At 43.1% G+C, this 16362-nt stretch carries 14 protein-coding genes; 11 read left to right on the forward strand and 3 right to left on the reverse strand.

Features of this window, described 5'->3' with window-relative positions; all coding sequences use genetic code 11:
* Window positions 1-55 precede the first annotated feature (55 nt).
* The 4 genes from A7K91_RS24140 (at window position 56) to A7K91_RS24155 (ending at window position 5378) form a co-directional block, all read left to right on the forward strand.
* Entirely contained in the window at window positions 56-1087 is a 1032-nt protein-coding gene (locus tag A7K91_RS24140; RefSeq protein ID WP_068687056.1) for an SPFH domain-containing protein, read from the forward strand.
* Between the two features lie 231 nt (window positions 1088-1318).
* On the forward strand, window positions 1319-1768 hold the full coding sequence (locus tag A7K91_RS24145; RefSeq protein ID WP_068687057.1) for a MarR family winged helix-turn-helix transcriptional regulator: 450 nt from the start codon (window positions 1319-1321) through the stop codon (window positions 1766-1768).
* Between the two features lie 12 nt (window positions 1769-1780).
* On the forward strand, window positions 1781-3544 hold the full coding sequence (locus tag A7K91_RS24150; protein ID WP_068687058.1) for an ABC transporter ATP-binding protein: 1764 nt from the start codon (window positions 1781-1783) through the stop codon (window positions 3542-3544).
* Window positions 3531-5378, forward strand: a complete 1848-nt coding sequence (locus A7K91_RS24155) for an ABC transporter ATP-binding protein (protein ID WP_082967719.1) — start codon at window positions 3531-3533, stop codon at window positions 5376-5378. The genes A7K91_RS24150 and A7K91_RS24155 overlap by 14 nt, the downstream gene beginning before the upstream one ends.
* A gap of 206 nt (window positions 5379-5584) precedes the next feature.
* Here the strand turns inward: A7K91_RS24155 and A7K91_RS24160 are convergent, their stop codons facing one another.
* Window positions 5585-6214, reverse strand: coding sequence for an HD domain-containing protein (locus A7K91_RS24160; RefSeq protein WP_068687059.1), 630 nt, complete (start codon window positions 6212-6214; stop codon window positions 5585-5587).
* Window positions 6215-6413: 199 nt separating this feature from the next.
* Here A7K91_RS24160 and A7K91_RS24165 point away from each other — a divergent pair, with 199 nt between their 5' ends.
* Together A7K91_RS24165 and A7K91_RS24170 are read left to right on the forward strand one after the other, a co-directional pair.
* Window positions 6414-7310: an ADP-ribosylglycohydrolase family protein gene (locus A7K91_RS24165; RefSeq protein WP_425415673.1), complete on the forward strand. Its 897-nt coding sequence runs from the start codon at window positions 6414-6416 to the stop codon at window positions 7308-7310.
* 257 nt (window positions 7311-7567) lie between these two features.
* Window positions 7568-8161 (forward strand): acetate uptake transporter, encoded by a 594-nt coding sequence (locus tag A7K91_RS24170; RefSeq protein WP_068687061.1) that lies wholly within the window; start codon window positions 7568-7570, stop codon window positions 8159-8161.
* 192 nt (window positions 8162-8353) lie between these two features.
* Here the strand turns inward: A7K91_RS24170 and A7K91_RS24175 are convergent, their stop codons facing one another.
* Both A7K91_RS24175 and A7K91_RS24180 read right to left on the reverse strand, forming a co-directional pair.
* Window positions 8354-8986, reverse strand: coding sequence for a winged helix-turn-helix domain-containing protein (locus tag A7K91_RS24175; protein ID WP_068687062.1), 633 nt, complete (start codon window positions 8984-8986; stop codon window positions 8354-8356).
* A 61-nt stretch (window positions 8987-9047) separates the two neighbouring features.
* Window positions 9048-10148 (reverse strand): LCP family protein, encoded by a 1101-nt coding sequence (locus A7K91_RS24180; protein WP_068687063.1) that lies wholly within the window; start codon window positions 10146-10148, stop codon window positions 9048-9050.
* Between the two features lie 311 nt (window positions 10149-10459).
* On the opposite strand from A7K91_RS24180, the gene A7K91_RS24185 reads away from it, so the two are divergent.
* The 5 genes from A7K91_RS24185 to A7K91_RS24205 all read left to right on the forward strand — a co-directional run bounded on the left by A7K91_RS24185 (window position 10460) and on the right by A7K91_RS24205 (window position 16219).
* The gene (locus A7K91_RS24185; protein ID WP_082967721.1) at window positions 10460-10870 is read left to right on the forward strand and encodes a hypothetical protein; all 411 of its coding nucleotides are present in this window, start codon (window positions 10460-10462) and stop codon (window positions 10868-10870) included.
* A gap of 127 nt (window positions 10871-10997) precedes the next feature.
* Window positions 10998-12062, forward strand: a complete 1065-nt coding sequence (locus tag A7K91_RS24190) for a beta-glucanase/beta-glucan synthetase (RefSeq protein WP_068687064.1) — start codon at window positions 10998-11000, stop codon at window positions 12060-12062.
* A 53-nt stretch (window positions 12063-12115) separates the two neighbouring features.
* Window positions 12116-12961 carry an ABC transporter ATP-binding protein gene (locus A7K91_RS24195; RefSeq protein WP_245697829.1) on the forward strand — a complete coding sequence of 282 codons (846 nt, stop codon included), beginning with the start codon at window positions 12116-12118 and terminating at the stop codon, window positions 12959-12961.
* Between the two features lie 11 nt (window positions 12962-12972).
* Entirely contained in the window at window positions 12973-14208 is a 1236-nt protein-coding gene (locus A7K91_RS24200) for a hypothetical protein (protein WP_068687066.1), read from the forward strand.
* Window positions 14189-16219, forward strand: a complete 2031-nt coding sequence (locus A7K91_RS24205) for a DUF5050 domain-containing protein (protein WP_068687067.1) — start codon at window positions 14189-14191, stop codon at window positions 16217-16219. Before A7K91_RS24200 ends, A7K91_RS24205 begins: the two co-directional genes overlap by 20 nt.
* The last annotated feature ends 143 nt before the right edge of the window (window positions 16220-16362 follow it).

A 16362-nucleotide genomic window follows, 5' to 3' on the forward strand; every position in this document is an offset into this window, starting at 1 on the left:
AACTCAGCGTTCCTGCCGTTCAGGCAAATATATCGTGAAAGGATGTTGAATAGATATGGTATTTTTCAAAAATCAATTTGCTAACGTAGTGGAGTGGGAAGAATTCAGAGATGATATGATTTTCTGGAAATGGAGCAACCGGGAAATTAAAAAAGGAAGCAAGCTCATCATTCGCCCCGGACAAGACGCTATATTTGTCAACAACGGCAAAATCGAAGGCGTGTTTGAAGCCGACGGGGAATACAATATCGATTCGCAAATTATCCCGTTTCTGTCTACGCTCAAGGGCTTCAAGTTTGGCTTTAACAGCGGCATGCGGGTAGAAGTGCTGTTTGTGAACACGAAGGAGTTTACGGTTCGCTGGGGCACGCAAAACCCGATTATGATTCCGACGCCGCAGCTGCCGGGGGGCATGCCAATCCGCGCAAACGGAACCTTCAACTTCAAGGTGAACGACTACGTGATGCTGATCGACAAAATCGCGGGCATGAAGGACAGCTACCTGGTGGAGGACGTCAAAATCCGGATTACTTCCATTCTTGACCAGCTTTTGATGAAATGGATCAGCCGGGAAGGCAAGGACCTGTTTAACCTGCAGGCCAATGCGTTCGACATTTCCAAGGGCATCCGCGAGGATCTGGATATGCAGGTGATGGACAGCGGCATGACGATTACGGGCTTTAACGTAATGAGCTTCAACTATCCAAAAGAGATCCAGGATATGATCACCAAAACGGCATCGCATGAGATGGTGGGCAACCTGCAGAAATATCAGCAAATTTCCATGACGGACGGCATGGCATCCGGCAAAATGGCGGGCGGCGGCGCGGCTGCGGACATGGCGGGTATGATGATGGGCATGAATATTGCCAATGAAATGATGAAAAATATGAATTCGCAAGGACAAAACGGCGGACAAGGACAGGGCGGCCAGCAAGGGGGCAATGCGTCAGCGGGCGGAGGCTCACAAGGCGGAAATGCCGGCGGTTCCGCTGCGAGCGGCAATCCTCCCAAGTTCTGCCCCAATTGCGGCACCAAAAACGAAGGCGCCAAATTTTGTCCGGAATGTGGTCAAAAGCTGGGTTAGCGGGCTGATTGAAAAGACGACGTATTGGCCTCAACTGAAAAAGCTTGGCCAGGTTTTGAAAAGGTTCAACTATGCAGCCGATGCTCCTTTTATAAGGAGGGTCGGCTTTTTAAATGCGATGCCTCCCCGATTTTTGGTTTGACAGCTATTGAAATTTGGCACTACAATATAGTTAGTCGGCAAACTAATTAAGGAATCAAAAGAGTGATGCCTTTCAAAAGGAGGGTTCGCATGACGTCCTGGAGCGGGCAAGATCATATTTCCAGAAGAATACGCGGCTTGAATCGGCAGCATCAGAACCTGTTGCAGGAGCTATTGCAGGATTATGAATTGTACCCCGGTCAGCCCCCGCTGATGTTTTCCCTGGAGCGCGAGCCGGGCAGAAGCCAAAACGAGCTGGCTAAGGAGCTGAGCATTCAAAAAGCGACTTTGACAGTTATGCTTAACCGGATGGAGAAAACCGGACTTGTTCGCAGAGAATCCGATGCCAGGGATCAGCGGATATCCCGTATTTTTTTGACGGACAAGGGGAAAGGGCTGCTTGTCAGGCTGCAGCGTACCCTGGATGTTTTGGAGGAACAAGCCATGAAGGGTTTTAGCGAAGAGGAAAAACAGGTGATGACAGAGCTGCTGGCCCGAATCGAAAAAAACCTGAAAGCGTTAAAGGAAGCTAAAGAATAGAGGAAGACGCAGATGCTAAAACTTGCTCGTTATTTAAAACCGCATTGGGTTGCTGTTGCGCTGGCCCCTCTGCTTATGATTCTGGAGGTATGCATGGACCTGCTTCAGCCGAAGCTGATGGCCAGCATTGTGGATCAAGGTATTATGAACCGGGATTTGGCACATATCCAAACGACGGGATTATGGATGCTTGGCACGGCGCTTATCGGCCTTGTTGGAGGCGTGGGGTGTTCGGTCTATTCCAGTATTGCCTCGCAAAAATTCGGCGCGGATTTGCGCGGCGATTTATTCCGCAAAGTGCAGAGCTTGTCCTTTCGGCAGCTGGATGAGCTGAAGACCGGTTCTCTGATTACCCGCTTAACAAGCGACATTGTCCAGCTGCAGACGATGGTGCAAATGCTGCTGCGCATATTTGTACGTTCTCCTATGCTTGCGATCGGCAGTATCGTCATGACCATTACGATCAGCCCGAAGCTGGCGCTGGTGCTGGCAATAGTCGTCCCCATACTGTTTGTCATCATGTTTTGGCTGATCAGAAGAACACTGCCTTTATTTTCGATTATGCAAGCCAAGCTGGATGATGTGAATACGGTGCTGCAGGAAAATTTTGCGGGTATCCGGGTCGTCAAAGCTTTTGTACGTTCTGCTTACGAGAACAGCCGCTTTGGAAGGGCAAACGGGAGCTTTACGGAGTCGTCCTTGAAGGCTTTGCAATTTGTGGCGCTCAATATGCCGATTCTTACTTTTATTCTGAATGCCGCTATCGTGGCCGTTTTGTGGTACGGGGGGCTGGATGTGCAAAATGGAAGGTTGCCCGTTGGGGAATTGATTGCTTTTATTAATTATGTTACGCAGGTTATGTTTTCCCTGTCGATGATTGGTATGATGCTTGTTCGTTTTTCTACCGCAAAGGTTTCCGCTGAGCGCGTGCAGGAAGTGCTGGAGCTGAACCATCATGAGTCATACAACGAAATGAACAGTGCTAAGCCGGTTTTGCGAAGCCGTGATGTAAAAGGCGAGATAACCTTTGATCATGTTTCCTTTGCATATGCGGAGAATGCGGCAGATTCGGCCAATGTATTGAAGGATATTCATTTTACAGCGAAGCCTGGGCAAAAGCTCGCCATCATTGGAGCTACCGGAGCCGGAAAGTCTACTCTCGTCCATTTGATTTCGCGGTTGTACGAACCGGCCAAGGGACGCGTGACTTTGGATGGGATCGACATTCGCAATATGGACCTGCATACCCTGCGCGGTCATGTCGGGATTGTGCTTCAGGAAGCCATTTTATTTAGCGGCACCATTTCCGAAAATATTACGTTTGGGAAAGCCGATGCAACGGAGGCGGAAATCATCGCCGCTGCCAAGGCTGCCGCCGCCCATGATTTTATCGTGAAGCTGCCGGAAGGGTACAATACGCGGCTTGGGCAACGCGGCATTAATTTGTCTGGCGGGCAGAAGCAGCGTTTATCTATTGCCCGCGCGCTGTTGCTAAAGCCTGCCGTGCTTGTTATGGATGACAGCACCAGCGCCGTTGACGCCAAGACGGAAGCCCGCATTCAAGCCTCATTGCGGGAGCTCATGCTGGATTGCACAAGCATCATCATCGCGCAAAGGATTCATTCCGTCAGGGATGCGGATCAAATTCTGGTGCTGGAGGACGGCAAAATAGAAGCCGCCGGAACCCATGATGAGCTGCTTCGTTCCTCGCCGTTATACCAGCAAATTTACCAATCTCAAGCAGGCAAGGAGGGAGCAGCCCATGGGATCGTCTAAAGCGGCAGCAAGCGGCGGAACAGCCGCGCCATCCGCAATGCCTAATGTCGGCATGGGCATGAGAGGCGGCCCGCAGCCTGCGCCTACAAAGAAAGAGAAGCCAAAAAATATCGGCTTGACGTTAAGGCGCATCGGGCAATACCTGCTCCGCTTTCGCGGGAAGCTGATCAACGTTTTGCTGGCAACGGCGGGCGCCTCTCTGCTCACGCTGGCCGCGCCTTATTTGATCGGGGTTGCCATTGATAAATTCATGACGAGCGGAAGTCACAGGGGGCTTTTGACCGTTTGCATGTTATTGTTTATTGCTTATGCCGGGAGCGCAGTGCTGACCTGGCTCCAGCAACGACTGGTTGTCAGCGTATCTCAGCTTACGGTAAAGGAGATGCGGAGCGATTTGTTTGCCCGGCTTCAAATGCTGCCTATTCGTTTTTTTGACAGCAAAACAAACGGGGAGCTTATGAGCCGGACAACAAACGATGTAGAAAACGTATCCGGTACGCTGAATCAAAGCGTGACGCAGCTGCTGTCCAGCGTCATTATGCTGATAGGCTCATTGGCAATTATGCTGTCGCTTAACGTATGGCTGACGCTGCTCAGCATGGTTACGATCCCGCTTGTCTTGCTGTTCACCAAAAAGGTAGCAGGCTTCACCCGTCGTTTTTTTTCTAGCCAGCAGCAGCATTTGGGAGAACTGAACGGGTTTATCGAAGAGACGGTATCCGGTCAAAAGGTCATTCGCGTTTACCGCAGGGAGAAGCGTTCGACGGAAGAGTTCGACGTCATGAACAAACGTTTGACGGATACAAGCATCAAGGCTCAAATCTATTCCGGCGTTACCGGCCCGTTTATGAATGTGTTCAACAACCTTAGCTTTGCCCTGATTGCAGCCATTGGCGGATGGATGGCTTTTAACGGTTTCACGACGGTTGGCGTTATCGTCAGCTTTCTCAACTATTCCAAGCAATTTCAGCGGCCTCTAAACGAGCTGGCCAACCAGTTCAACCTGCTGCAGTCCGCTGTCGCCAGCGCGGAGCGCGTATTCGAGATTATAGATACCGAAACGGAATATGAAGGAGATGGAAGGAAGCCGCTTACGGAATGCTCGGGTCATGTCCGCTTTCACGGGGTAACGTTCGGCTATCGCAAAGACCAGCCGATATTGAAGGATGTATCGCTGGAAGCGAAACCAGGCCAAACCTTTGCTTTGGTTGGGCCAACCGGTGCCGGCAAAACAACGATTATTAATCTGTTGACCCGATTCTACGATATCGAGCAAGGGAAAATAACGATTGATGGTTTTGATTTGCGGGAGCTGGATCGCAATAGCGTGCGCCGTCAGCTCGGCATTGTTTTGCAGGACGCTTACGTCTTTTCGGATACCATCAGGGAGAATCTGAGGTATGGCCGCGCCGACGCTACTGATGCAGAGGTCGAGCAGGCAGCAAAGCTGGCTAATGCCCATTCCTTCATCAGCAAGCTTCAGAACGGCTATGATACGGTATTAAGCGCAGGCGGAACCAATCTGAGTCATGGACAGCGCCAGCTGCTTACAATCGCACGCGCTATTCTTGCCAATCCTTCTATTCTTATTCTTGATGAAGCGACAAGCAGCATTGATACGGTAACCGAAATGCAGATTCAAGCAGCAATGCGTGAGCTGATGAAGGGGCGGACCAGCTTCATTATCGCTCATCGGCTCAGTACCATTCGTGAGGCGGATCAAATATTGTGTATTGTGGACGGAGAAATCCGTGAGCAGGGGACACATGAGGAATTGCTGGAGCAAGGAGGATTTTATAACGAGCTCTACAATAGCCAAACCAATTCAGCTTAATTTCAATCAGGGTGTGTATGTAAACTGCGCAGGGAGCAAAAAGGGCTGTGTTAGCTGCTCTAAGCGTAAGCGCGTTTGCATACACGCTCTGCATTTAACAGCATTATGCTGGCTCGCTAGGATATTCATCCTGGGGTGTTCTGATGTAAGAGGGAAATGGAGCGAAATGAAGTGAATGGGGGAATAACGCAAAACGAAGCGTTTAGCTACAGCGCCAACGCTTCATTGGTAATTTTGCGGATATCGATGGGGCTTTGAGCGCCTTCGATTACGATGTCGGGCAGGATGTTGTTTAGGAAATAATCGACGCAATGCAACCGGATTTTTTTGATTTTAATAAGCGCTTCGCGGTACATCGTAATAAACTCTTTTTCCGTGTTGCCTCGGCGCAGCTCGGCGAACGCTTCATAAACCTGGTCCATTTTGTCCGCGACTTCAAGAATCAAGCCTTCAATGGAATCATCCTTTCCCTCGCGCAGCTGTCTGCGAAAGATCGGCTGCAGCTCCTCGGGAATATGCTCCTCGATAAAATGCTCCACCATGCCCTCTTCGACCTTTTGCAGCATGGAGCGCAGCTCCAGTGAATAATGCTTGACGGGCGTTTTGATGTCCCCGATAAAAATTTCGCCATAATCATGGCTGCTCGTAATTTCATAAAGCTTTTTCCAATCTACGGTGACGCCGTGCTGCTCCTCGATATCCGCCAGCGTCTTGGCATATTGCACGACCTTCCAGGAGTGGGCCGACACGCTGTGCTCCTCGAATTTGAATTTGCCGGGGCAGCGAATGATCCGTTCCAGATCGTTAAGCGACTGAAAATAAGTATGAATTCCCATTGTGCGTTTTCCTTTCCTTTGTCATTATAGTGTGGATAAGCATCAGTATATAGAGGTTTTGTTAAGACGGAATTAACGCAAACGGCGATTTGCGTATACGGTGCAAAATGGGCATGTTGGATTGTCTGCCATTGGGATAGATGAGCTCGCTGTAGTGGAGGCAGGCGGCGGAAGGCCGAATAGAACGGAGGAGGTTCACATGATGCTGGACAAAATAAAGCTGGACCAAATAAAAGGCGCTTTATATGGGGTCGCGGTAGGAGACGCGCTTGGGGGCACGACGGAATTTATGAGCGCCGGCGAGGTTTCCGCTGCTTATGGATATTTGACGGACATTATTGGCGGCGGCGTTTGGAGGCTGGAGCCGGGAGAAGTCACGGACGATACAATGATGACGTTGTGCGTGGCGGAAGGGATTTTGGACTCCTCGGACTCTCCCATGGAAGCAATCGGAGAGCGGTTTTTGGCCTGGTACAAGTCCGATCCCAAGGATATCGGAAATATTATTCGCCATGTGCTGGGCGGCTATGACGGCCACTGGTTTGAAGCGGCGTATATCGCCCATATGTCGATGGGGCAAAGCGCGGGCAACGGCTCCTTGATGCGCTGTCTTCCGGTTGCGTTGTGTTATACGGAGCCGGAAGAAATGGCTAAAGTAACGGTGATACAGTCCCGCATGACGCATTATGACCAGCGCTGCGACCGCGATTGCCTGATGTATAATCGGATTGCTTTTGCTATACTGAATGAAAATGTAGCGCTTCGAGATGCGATACAGCGAGAAATTACAGGCACGGAATATGAGTTTCTGCTGAACGGAGAGCCAGGCTGCGAGCCAAGCGGTTACATAGTGCATACAACGAGATGGGTGCTGCATCTTCTGTTAACCTCGGAATCCTATGAAGAGGTTGTGCAGAGAGCGGCGAATCAAGGCGGCGACTCTGATACCATTGCGGCAATTGCAGGCGGCTTGGCCGGTATTCACTATGGCTACAACGGAATACCGAAGGCTTATTCGGAGAAAATATTGATCAAGGACAAGCTGGATGATGTTGTGTTGAGGATTATGGAGCTGCGAGGGACAAAACATCATTAATGAATACAGAGGTATGGTTATGTGAATACAGAGGCATGGTTATGTATGACAAAGCAATGCTTGGAAAAGGTTATTTGTTATATAAAAGGCTGTAAAAATTCATGAAATGGACAAACATCTCCCCCTTCAACCGTGATACGATAGGAGCCGACGTTTGCTCAAAGCAGACTATTAAGACGTGCTTATAGCGGCGTTTCAAGCAGCAGGATACACCTAGAGGGAGTGTTTGGAGTAACGTGAAGACAGAACCGCAGTATATGAAGATTTCAACAGCAGACCCTAGCGCAATTGGTTTGTTTGGCCTGGCGATTGTAACGCTCGTCGCTTCGTCGCAGAAGCTTGGCTGGACAGAAGGAACGGCATTTGTTATTCCTTGGGCGATTTTTCTGGGCGCATTTGCTCAATTGTTCGCTTGCATCCACGATGCCAAGAAGGGAAATACCTTTGGCACAACGGCCTTTGGCGCATACGCCTTTTTCTGGTTTGGCGTTGCGGCTTCCTGGCTGATTCAGCACGGCGTTTTTGGTGAATCGCTGGAGGCAGGCGCAGATACGCACCAGCTGGGCTTTGCTTTTGCAGGATACCTGATTTTCACCCTGTTTATGACAATTGGCGCAATGGAGACACATAAAGTTTTGTTTCTCATTTTTGTATGTATCGACTTTTTGTTCCTGGGACTGACCCTCAGCAATTTCGGCATTGCGGAGCATTACATGCATAACGTTGCCGCTGTTTCGGAATTGTGTATTGCGCTCCTCAGCCTCTACGGCTCCGGCGCATCAGTGCTTAACGCTCACTTCGGCCGCGTCTTTTTGCCGGTGGGCAAGCCGTTTGGTATTTTTACAAAGTAAATCTGTTGTAACACATAAGGATGCCGGCATGTTGATTTCAACTGCTAGGCATCCTCTTTTACAAATAGGAAATTAATAGATTCATGATATTCTTTTCAGGATACTACGAACCAACTTAATCATGGTTTTTACCCGAATTTTATTGTCCTCCCCTACTGGCTAGCCTCATTGTATAAAAGAGCCCTACAGTCTTTAAATTGACAGTAAATACCCCCCGCCTTTTTTTGTTACAATGTACTCTGGCTTTTGTGGATTATCTTCGATCTTTTCACGTAATTTCTGAATAGTGATATAAACGTTGGCATCAGAGCAAATCCCTCCCCAAATCGAATTAATCAGATCTTCTCGTTTAACGATTCCCCCTTTAAAATCATACAAAAACTGTAAAACTTCACATTCTCTAGGGCTTAATTCGATTTCTCTATTATTAATAATTACAATTCTATTAGGAGGATCTAATTGAAAATGGATGACCTCTTCTTCTGCTTTAGATTTTTGCAGTGGAAGAAATTGCATAAGGTAGGCGATTGGATCAAGATTTATTGTAATATTCTTTTGAATTAAAATAGATACATTTACGTTATCGCAGTACTTATTAATAATATGAATTGGTGCCTTACACTGTTCACGGATTGATAAGCTCATTTCTAGTTCCTTTTCTCCAAATTTGGGATAGTACAACAAGATTAGGTCGATTAATTCTGTGGAGATATGTTGTAAACAACTTTTATCTGTTATTGTGATAACATGATTCTTTCTATGTAATAATTCTGATAATAAATTACATGATGAGGTCAAACATTGAGAGAGTAATAGTATATTCATGCTTACCTCCATTTTCATAAAATCCACTACCATTGTAAATCAATTTATGTCGACGTCCTAATCAGTCAGTATCTACTTCCGATTCAATCACTTCTATATTCTCTAAAGCGTGAAAATCAACTTTTAATTTTTCTAATGCTACTTCATTAAGGATAACATCCCCCTCTGGAGAATAGTACTCTGGAAATGAAAGCGATTTAAAGGAATCGCCCTTAAATTTGTCATAGTATTTCGTAATCATCATGTACATATCCGTGTAATTAATATCTGTCTTCACGTTGTCAGAAACGATATCTAGCAGTTTATGGGCTTTTGTGATATTTCCCCAGGATAGAATCTTTTCAGCCAACGCTTTTACGACTTCCTGTTGGTGCTGTCCGCGTTCAAAATCGCTGGCGTAATATCGATTTCCGCGGTCGTCCTCTCTGAAACGAGCGTATCCTAAGGCATTCTCTCCGTTTAATACTTGCAACCCTGGCTCTAAATAGAGATTCGTTGCTCTGTATTTCATAGATCTTTTAACATCAATTTCTATTCCTCCAACTTCATCGACCAAAGATGTTACAGTACTGAAATTGGCTAAAACCATGTAATCGATATCAATCTCCAATATTTCCTCAATTTTATTTCGAGTGGTGGACATTGAACCGCTAAGTATGGCTTTATCAAGTTTTATTGATCCCAATTGAACGTTATCTCCCGTTAAGATCGAAGGATCTTCCTTAGTCTTTTGTCGATAGAGTGAATACCCTTCACTAAATAAGGAGTTAATTTTTACTGTGTTTCCCCGTCTATTTTCGACCAGTAGATCCCTAGGTACCGAAAGCATGTTAACGACTGATTCTTTAGGGATAACATGCAACACCATCAGTGTATCAGTCAGAAGAGCGTTATGGTTTCCGCGATAATCCAAGCCAATCACCAAAGCATAGAAATCTTCATTTGCATCTAAATGATTTTGATCAATTTCGCTGTCATCTCCTGATTGATGTTCTGTGGCAATATTTGTGCCCGGTAAAATCATGTTATCAAGGTTCGATTTTAGTTGATAAATAAACACGGCTGTTGAGAGTGCTATAACACTCATTAAGACAATTATTAAGCGTATAATTATCTTCTTCTTTTTCCCTATCGTTTTAGTTCTCTTTCTATTTTGTTTCATAAATATTACCTCTCTTATCTTATTTATGTTTATAAAAGACTAAACGTATAAATTGAGGTTTTAGTTTCAATAAAATCCAAAAAAAAATTTTTGTCCTATAATAAGGTTTTCTTAATCTTATACAAGTAATATAAGTAGTAACATTAACGGATTCACAAAAAAGTTTTTATGGAAAATTTATGTCATATTTATTTTTAAAATGTTCTATTTGATATATATTTGGAAATGAGTTTGAGGATACTAGAAAGAGGTGGTGAGAATGCTAGGTACTATTCTTAAACTCAAAACAAATTATTGAAGGAGTGGTTTTTGTGAAAATGAAGTTTGGTAAGAAACTCTTTAGTTCTTTAGTCGTTGCGGCCCTTTCTGTTTCAATGGTATCTACAGGCGCATTTGCAGCTTCCTCCACCGAAAATACAACTGGCTATGGAAAACTTATTGGAGCTATATCAATGAACTATAGTCTTGGGGACTTTTATCTTACTACCACCGTAGAAAAAAACAATGACAATGCGTATTTAACAGGAAAAGTTGAATGGCAAAACAAACTGGGACAAACCACAGGTACTGTAACTTTTGAGCCTAGTAAAAGAGGGGAGAAAAAACTATTTGAATTTTGGACGTTTTATGGTTCTTTACCCCACCAAGCGTTTGGGACGCATGGCGTACAAGGCGGGAACACTCATCAATCAGCTGCAGCTTTTACTTTCACAGTCCTTTAAAACGGAGCAAAAGTTATACCAATACTAGTGCTTAAACACATCTATACCCAACAGATAGGGCTTTGCACTGGCTCTTTCTGTTTGGGTATAAATTGTTTTGTTTATTCTAAAAAAAGGGGATAGCAGAGTGGGGAAATTTTGGGTTCATAAAATACTTGCGTTTATAGTCGTAGTTGCATTGGCGGCAGGTTGCTCCGTTACGAATCATTCTATTAATGTAGATGATTCTATCGATATTGCAACAGATACTGATGATCATAGCCCATTTAAAACAGATGAAAAGAATACCGTAGTAATGGGCACCATGAGCCATAGTTTTAAGAATGTTCATTTTAATGAAAAAGGACAGGTACAGCCTTTACAGTATAACGGCGGAGAATTAAGCGTCGATTATTCTGTCACTGCTTCAGGAAAAGCAAAGAATGTTGGTTTCTTTATTTTTGTTGACGGAATCCCGCAGCCGTACAAATTAAATACAACCGACGCTCCCTATGAATATATGCATATCTTTGAATTAATAGAGGATGATAAAGAAATGCCTTTTACATTCGTGTTTACTCCTGTAGCGGGAAAAAAAGGAGAGACATTGCACGTAAGCGTTTCAAGTATTTACAATCCAGGCTTTAGACCGGATATGAAAGAATCAAGCTCGTATGGCGGTTACCATGAGACCTTAGAATCCGGAATATCGTTGATCTTTAATCAAGATGCAGAGGAAACCGATTTTACATCGATCGTACAACAAGAAGTTATAAGCAAGGTAGAGATATCTACAGAGCCGGTCACGAATGAGTTATTGGAGAAGTATAGTTCCTCAAAGGGGCTGGATACAACTGCTTTAGGGAAAAATGTATTTACTGAGCTGCTTGTGGATAATGAAGTAAGATATCAAAATTTTCAGGTGAACAAAAATGGAGTTCTCCATGTAACTTTTAAAATGTTTGGCCATCCTGGTGTCCAGTATAAAAATACGTTATATATAAACCATAATGCATTGACCCATAGTGATAGTTCTTCCTTTGAAACCGCAATAACTGAAGGAAATGTGTCTGTAGTCAAAGCAGAAATCAAACTAGATAACTTGAAGGATTTCAGTACGTTTTATGTTGTTTCTGTCCCACTGAATGCGGACGATTTTCCGAATGATGCTATCCTGTTGAGCAAAACGCCCTCTCTCTTGCTTTATAAATGACAGGAATCATTTTATAAACTTCACGAAGAGAGAGGAAACTGATTGTGAAAGTAATGTTTAGCAATATTTCAAAGCAATATAAAGGGAAGTATGCATTAAAAGATTTTTCTGCAAAACTAGAAAACGGCGTTTGTGGAATTTTGGGGGCGAACGGCGCGGGGAAAACAACATTAATTAATATCTTTGTCGGCATTTTGAAAAGCGATAATGGACATGTCTATATAAATGATAAGGATACCAAGAGTATGGGAAAACATTTTTTATCCCACATTGGTTACTTACCCCAATACCCGCAATTCTATAAAAATTTTGAAGTGATAGATTTTTTAAGATATATGTGCGTCCTTAAGGATATACCCAAAAAACAAGGAGAAAAAAGGGCGAAAGAATTATTGGAAGTTGTCAATTTAAGCGATGCATGCAACAAAAAGATTGGTGCGCTATCGGGAGGAATGCGCCAGCGCGTCGGCATCGTACAAGCAATGCTCAATGATCCAAACATCCTTATTTTGGATGAACCGACAGCCGGACTTGATCCGCAAGAACGAATCCGTTTTCGTAATCTAATAGCCCAATTTTCTGAAAATCGTATCGTATTATTAGCCACACATATTGTTTCTGATATTGAATATATTGCAAACCAGGTCCTTTTGCTAAAAGAAGGGAGGCTCATGAAACAGGGCTCGCCCCAAGTTCTCATTGATGGTTTGAAAGAGAAGGTGTGGATGGTCACCGCTACAAATGAAAAAATGGTTGAAACGTTACAGCAGTATAAAATAAGCAATATGATGCGGGATCATGGCAAGATTCATATAAGAGTCATTCATGAAGAAAAACCTGATGCGCACGCTGTTAATGTACAAGCGAACTTAGAAGATGTATTTTTGTATTATTTCTGAGGAGGAGAACAGTGATTAAGTTAATTGTTTTTGAATTTCAAAAACACTTTCTTAAACCGTCAATAATTGTGGCTGTGCTGCTCTTCTCCATATTGAGCATAGCTAAAATACACAGCATTCAGAATGCGAATTCTTTGTTTTCGAGCAGCAATACCACCCCGACTTGGAAGGGACTTTATTGGAATCTATATGAGGAATTCGGAGGCCCGATTACTAACGAAAAAATCGAGAAGTTGATGGCCATTTATCGCCCGCTTGAAAATCAAACAGCCGATCGTACCGCAAGTTCAGACCATAACCCGGACTCCTATACCGGTGGGAACATATACATGGATCGCAACTTTTTCATGTGGAATTATGTGAATCCTATGAAATATGCTTACGATTATAAAATATATGCTAATCAAGTCGTATCCGCGGCAGAGAGCAATATGGATTTCTTTGAATCGATTGGAAATACCTATGAATACAAGAAGAATGCTGTTATTAAAGAGCGATTTCAAGAAAGATCGATAACTATTTTCTCTTATAAGGAAATGTATCATTACTATGTTCAGTACGATTTTTCTGCGTTTTTGGTGTTATTGATTTGTTTATACAGCTTAATGCATGTTTTTATATCCGAAAAAGAAACAGATATGGAAATGTTGCTATTAACAACGAAATCAGGAAATAACAAGACGGTTTTTGCTAAACTCATAGCCTCTGCCGTATTTGTCTACATGCTCTGCTCGTGGTTCTGGATCGTTGATTTTGTTGCTTTTTCCTTGCTATTCGGGTCTTTTGAATCTGCTTCTACTCCGTTATACGCGCTTGAGGATTTTGTGAATTCCTCGATCAATGTTAGCTTAAGTCAATATGCGCTTCTATCCGGCCTAATTAAAACATTTGGGATATTCGTGTTTAGCTTGCTGTTTTTACTAGTATCCTGTTTTTTTAAAAATGCTTTAGTTGCTTTTATTGTAAGCTTATCTTTTATGATTAGCCTAATTTTTATGAATGAAGTGTATATGGGGTCAGGACGCACATTGCTAAAAATTATTAATCCGTTTGTACTTGTCGTGAATCGGGAATTGTTTCGCAAAATGGAGTTTGTTGATTTATTTGGATATCCAATGATTCACTATATGGCTGCGATTTTACTAGCGGTTGCATGGGGATTGCTGCTTACTCTCGGCATAACTGTGTTCGTAAAGAAGAATGGTTTGAGTAAAGGGGCAAAAAGGCATGCCATTATGGATCTGTGAATTGAAAAAAATGCTCTTATATCAAAAGGGATTGCTCTATATTGGTCTGTTTTTTATCTTCAGCATTTCGTCTATGGTCCTATTCGATAAACCAGCGAACCCAGATATAGAATTGAATGCTTCGCAATATGCGTCTTATCTTAATCAAGTAAAAGGCGCATATTCTGAGGAAACGCAACAGTTCTTTGCGAATGAATCTGCAAAGATTTCCGAAGCCAAGGTCAAACTAAAAGAAGCGAGTGATGATTATTACGATGGGAATATTAATGAATCGGAATATATTTCGATTTCAACTCCACTCGGGGAAATTTTGCAATATGAAATAGGCTATAAGATTATTTATGATCAATTTATATATATTCGGGAAGAACCGGAGCATCGATATTTTTTGTATACCAATGGCTGGGACGGCTTGATATCAAATGATAATTTGGACTTCTTGTATATATTATTGTTGCTGGTCCTCGTTACACCAGTGTTTTGTTTTGAATTTGATAGCAAGATGACTTCACTGAACCTTACTGTAAAAAAGGGGGCCAGAAATCAGGCTGTTTGTAAAGTAGGCTTGACTTGTATAACCATTGTTATGCTCTGTTTACTCAATGCTGGATCAAAATATGGATTCTATTGGCTTAAATACGGGTTGGAGAATGGGAACTATCCACTGCAAAGCCTACCCTATTTTGCAACGTCAAATAAGAGTAGCACTTTGTTTGAAACTTTTTTGTGGTTAACTGCCAGTAAGATTTTTGGGAGTGTATGTTTTGCGATTTTGATCATGTTTGTATCCGTCCTAATTAAAAAATATGCATTTACTCTATTTACTTGTACCACGCTCATTCTTCTTCCTTATTACGGACTGCCTCTGGAGTCATCGAAATATTTTTTGTCGGGTCCCCTCGGCTTTATGGTTTCATCGGGCTATTTTAGAGGGAATGAATACGTTCGCAACATGATGAATGGTCAAATGATATTCGTGTTTAAGGAAGTCTCAAACAGGTTATGGTTATATCTGTTTGTTACCACGCTTTGCCTTGGTATCGGAATGTTCCTCGTTATTTTAATCAGGAATACAAATAAATGGTGCGAAATAGCACCAAGATATAGGCTCAGGCCGTTACATTTGATGCTCGTTATTAGTTTATCCTTTCTATCCGCCTGCACATCGAGTACAAGGACCGGAGAAAGAAATATCTACAACTATTCCTTTAACCAATCCTATGAAAATGAATACTATCATTTTTATGTGGAAGAATCGGAAACGATTGAAACTCAGATTGTGTTTTTGGATAAACAAACAGGAGAAAAGCAAAATTTTGTCCGAGACCCTTTGTCTGCCTTGACGAGAGTGGAGAAGACGGTCTTCGGGAACGGAATATATGTGTACTTTATGAAGTATGACTTAGATAAGTCGGAAATTCGTGAGCAAATGAATCGTCTCTCAATTATCGAAGTAAATTCGATCACCTTTGACGAAAAAATCATTTTCGAAAAAAACTTAAATACGGCAAAGACTTCAATAAATTTATTGAAAAATACTAATAAGGATATGGCATTCTTTCATAGCATAAGCGGCTTTTTTCTAGATGAGGAAAACATTTATTTTGTAGGACATAACGAAATCCGACGAGTTCATCAATCGACAGGGAAGATGAGCGTCATTATTCGATTTTCGATACTAAGACATCTCGCATTCGACGGCCAAACAATCTATTACATCGATGAGAAGTCGCAAGTGGTTAAGTATGATACAAGAACGGATACAGAAGAAGTCATTCATGACATGGTTACACAATACTTTATACTGACTTATAACGAAATATATTTTTTAAACCGAAAGGATCGGCAAAAAATCTATGCAATGAATTTAAGTAATTTGACATTTCGAAAAATTACGGATGTGCCCGTTCTCGAGTTTTATTTTGATGAGCAATCAATCATTTATGTGAGTAAGAATGATCTGAAACAATATCGAATGGGTTGGGATCAGGGACTTACAAGTGATTTGTGAAGAATAAAAGCTGGTGACCGAACAGAATGCACAAAGGGGAGCAGGAGATTACGGCCCCCTATGGCCGTTATTGGAACCTTTCGGACAGATGACCCGCATATTCTGATAGTGGCAGCGTCCGAATTTTAAAGATCATGTGATTT

Source organism: Paenibacillus oryzae, assembly GCF_001675045.1.
In the GTDB taxonomy this organism is placed as follows: Bacteria; Bacillota; Bacilli; order Paenibacillales; family Paenibacillaceae; genus Pristimantibacillus; species Pristimantibacillus oryzae.

Coding starts and splice junctions, on each gene's coding strand:
- A7K91_RS24155 (WP_082967719.1), top strand. CDS start 3,531: ATGGGATCGTCTAAAGCGGCAGCAAGCGGCGGAACAGCCGCGCCATCC.
- A7K91_RS24175 (WP_068687062.1), bottom strand. CDS start 8,986: ATGAATATACTATTACTCTCTCAATGTTTGACCTCATCATGTAATTTA.
- A7K91_RS24180 (WP_068687063.1), bottom strand. CDS start 10,148: ATGAAACAAAATAGAAAGAGAACTAAAACGATAGGGAAAAAGAAGAAG.
- A7K91_RS24165 (WP_425415673.1), top strand. CDS start 6,414: ATGATGCTGGACAAAATAAAGCTGGACCAAATAAAAGGCGCTTTATAT.
- A7K91_RS24150 (WP_068687058.1), top strand. CDS start 1,781: ATGCTAAAACTTGCTCGTTATTTAAAACCGCATTGGGTTGCTGTTGCG.
- A7K91_RS24195 (WP_245697829.1), top strand. CDS start 12,116: ATGTTTAGCAATATTTCAAAGCAATATAAAGGGAAGTATGCATTAAAA.
- A7K91_RS24140 (WP_068687056.1), top strand. CDS start 56: ATGGTATTTTTCAAAAATCAATTTGCTAACGTAGTGGAGTGGGAAGAA.
- A7K91_RS24170 (WP_068687061.1), top strand. CDS start 7,568: ATGAAGATTTCAACAGCAGACCCTAGCGCAATTGGTTTGTTTGGCCTG.
- A7K91_RS24205 (WP_068687067.1), top strand. CDS start 14,189: ATGCCATTATGGATCTGTGAATTGAAAAAAATGCTCTTATATCAAAAG.
- A7K91_RS24145 (WP_068687057.1), top strand. CDS start 1,319: ATGACGTCCTGGAGCGGGCAAGATCATATTTCCAGAAGAATACGCGGC.
- A7K91_RS24160 (WP_068687059.1), bottom strand. CDS start 6,214: ATGGGAATTCATACTTATTTTCAGTCGCTTAACGATCTGGAACGGATC.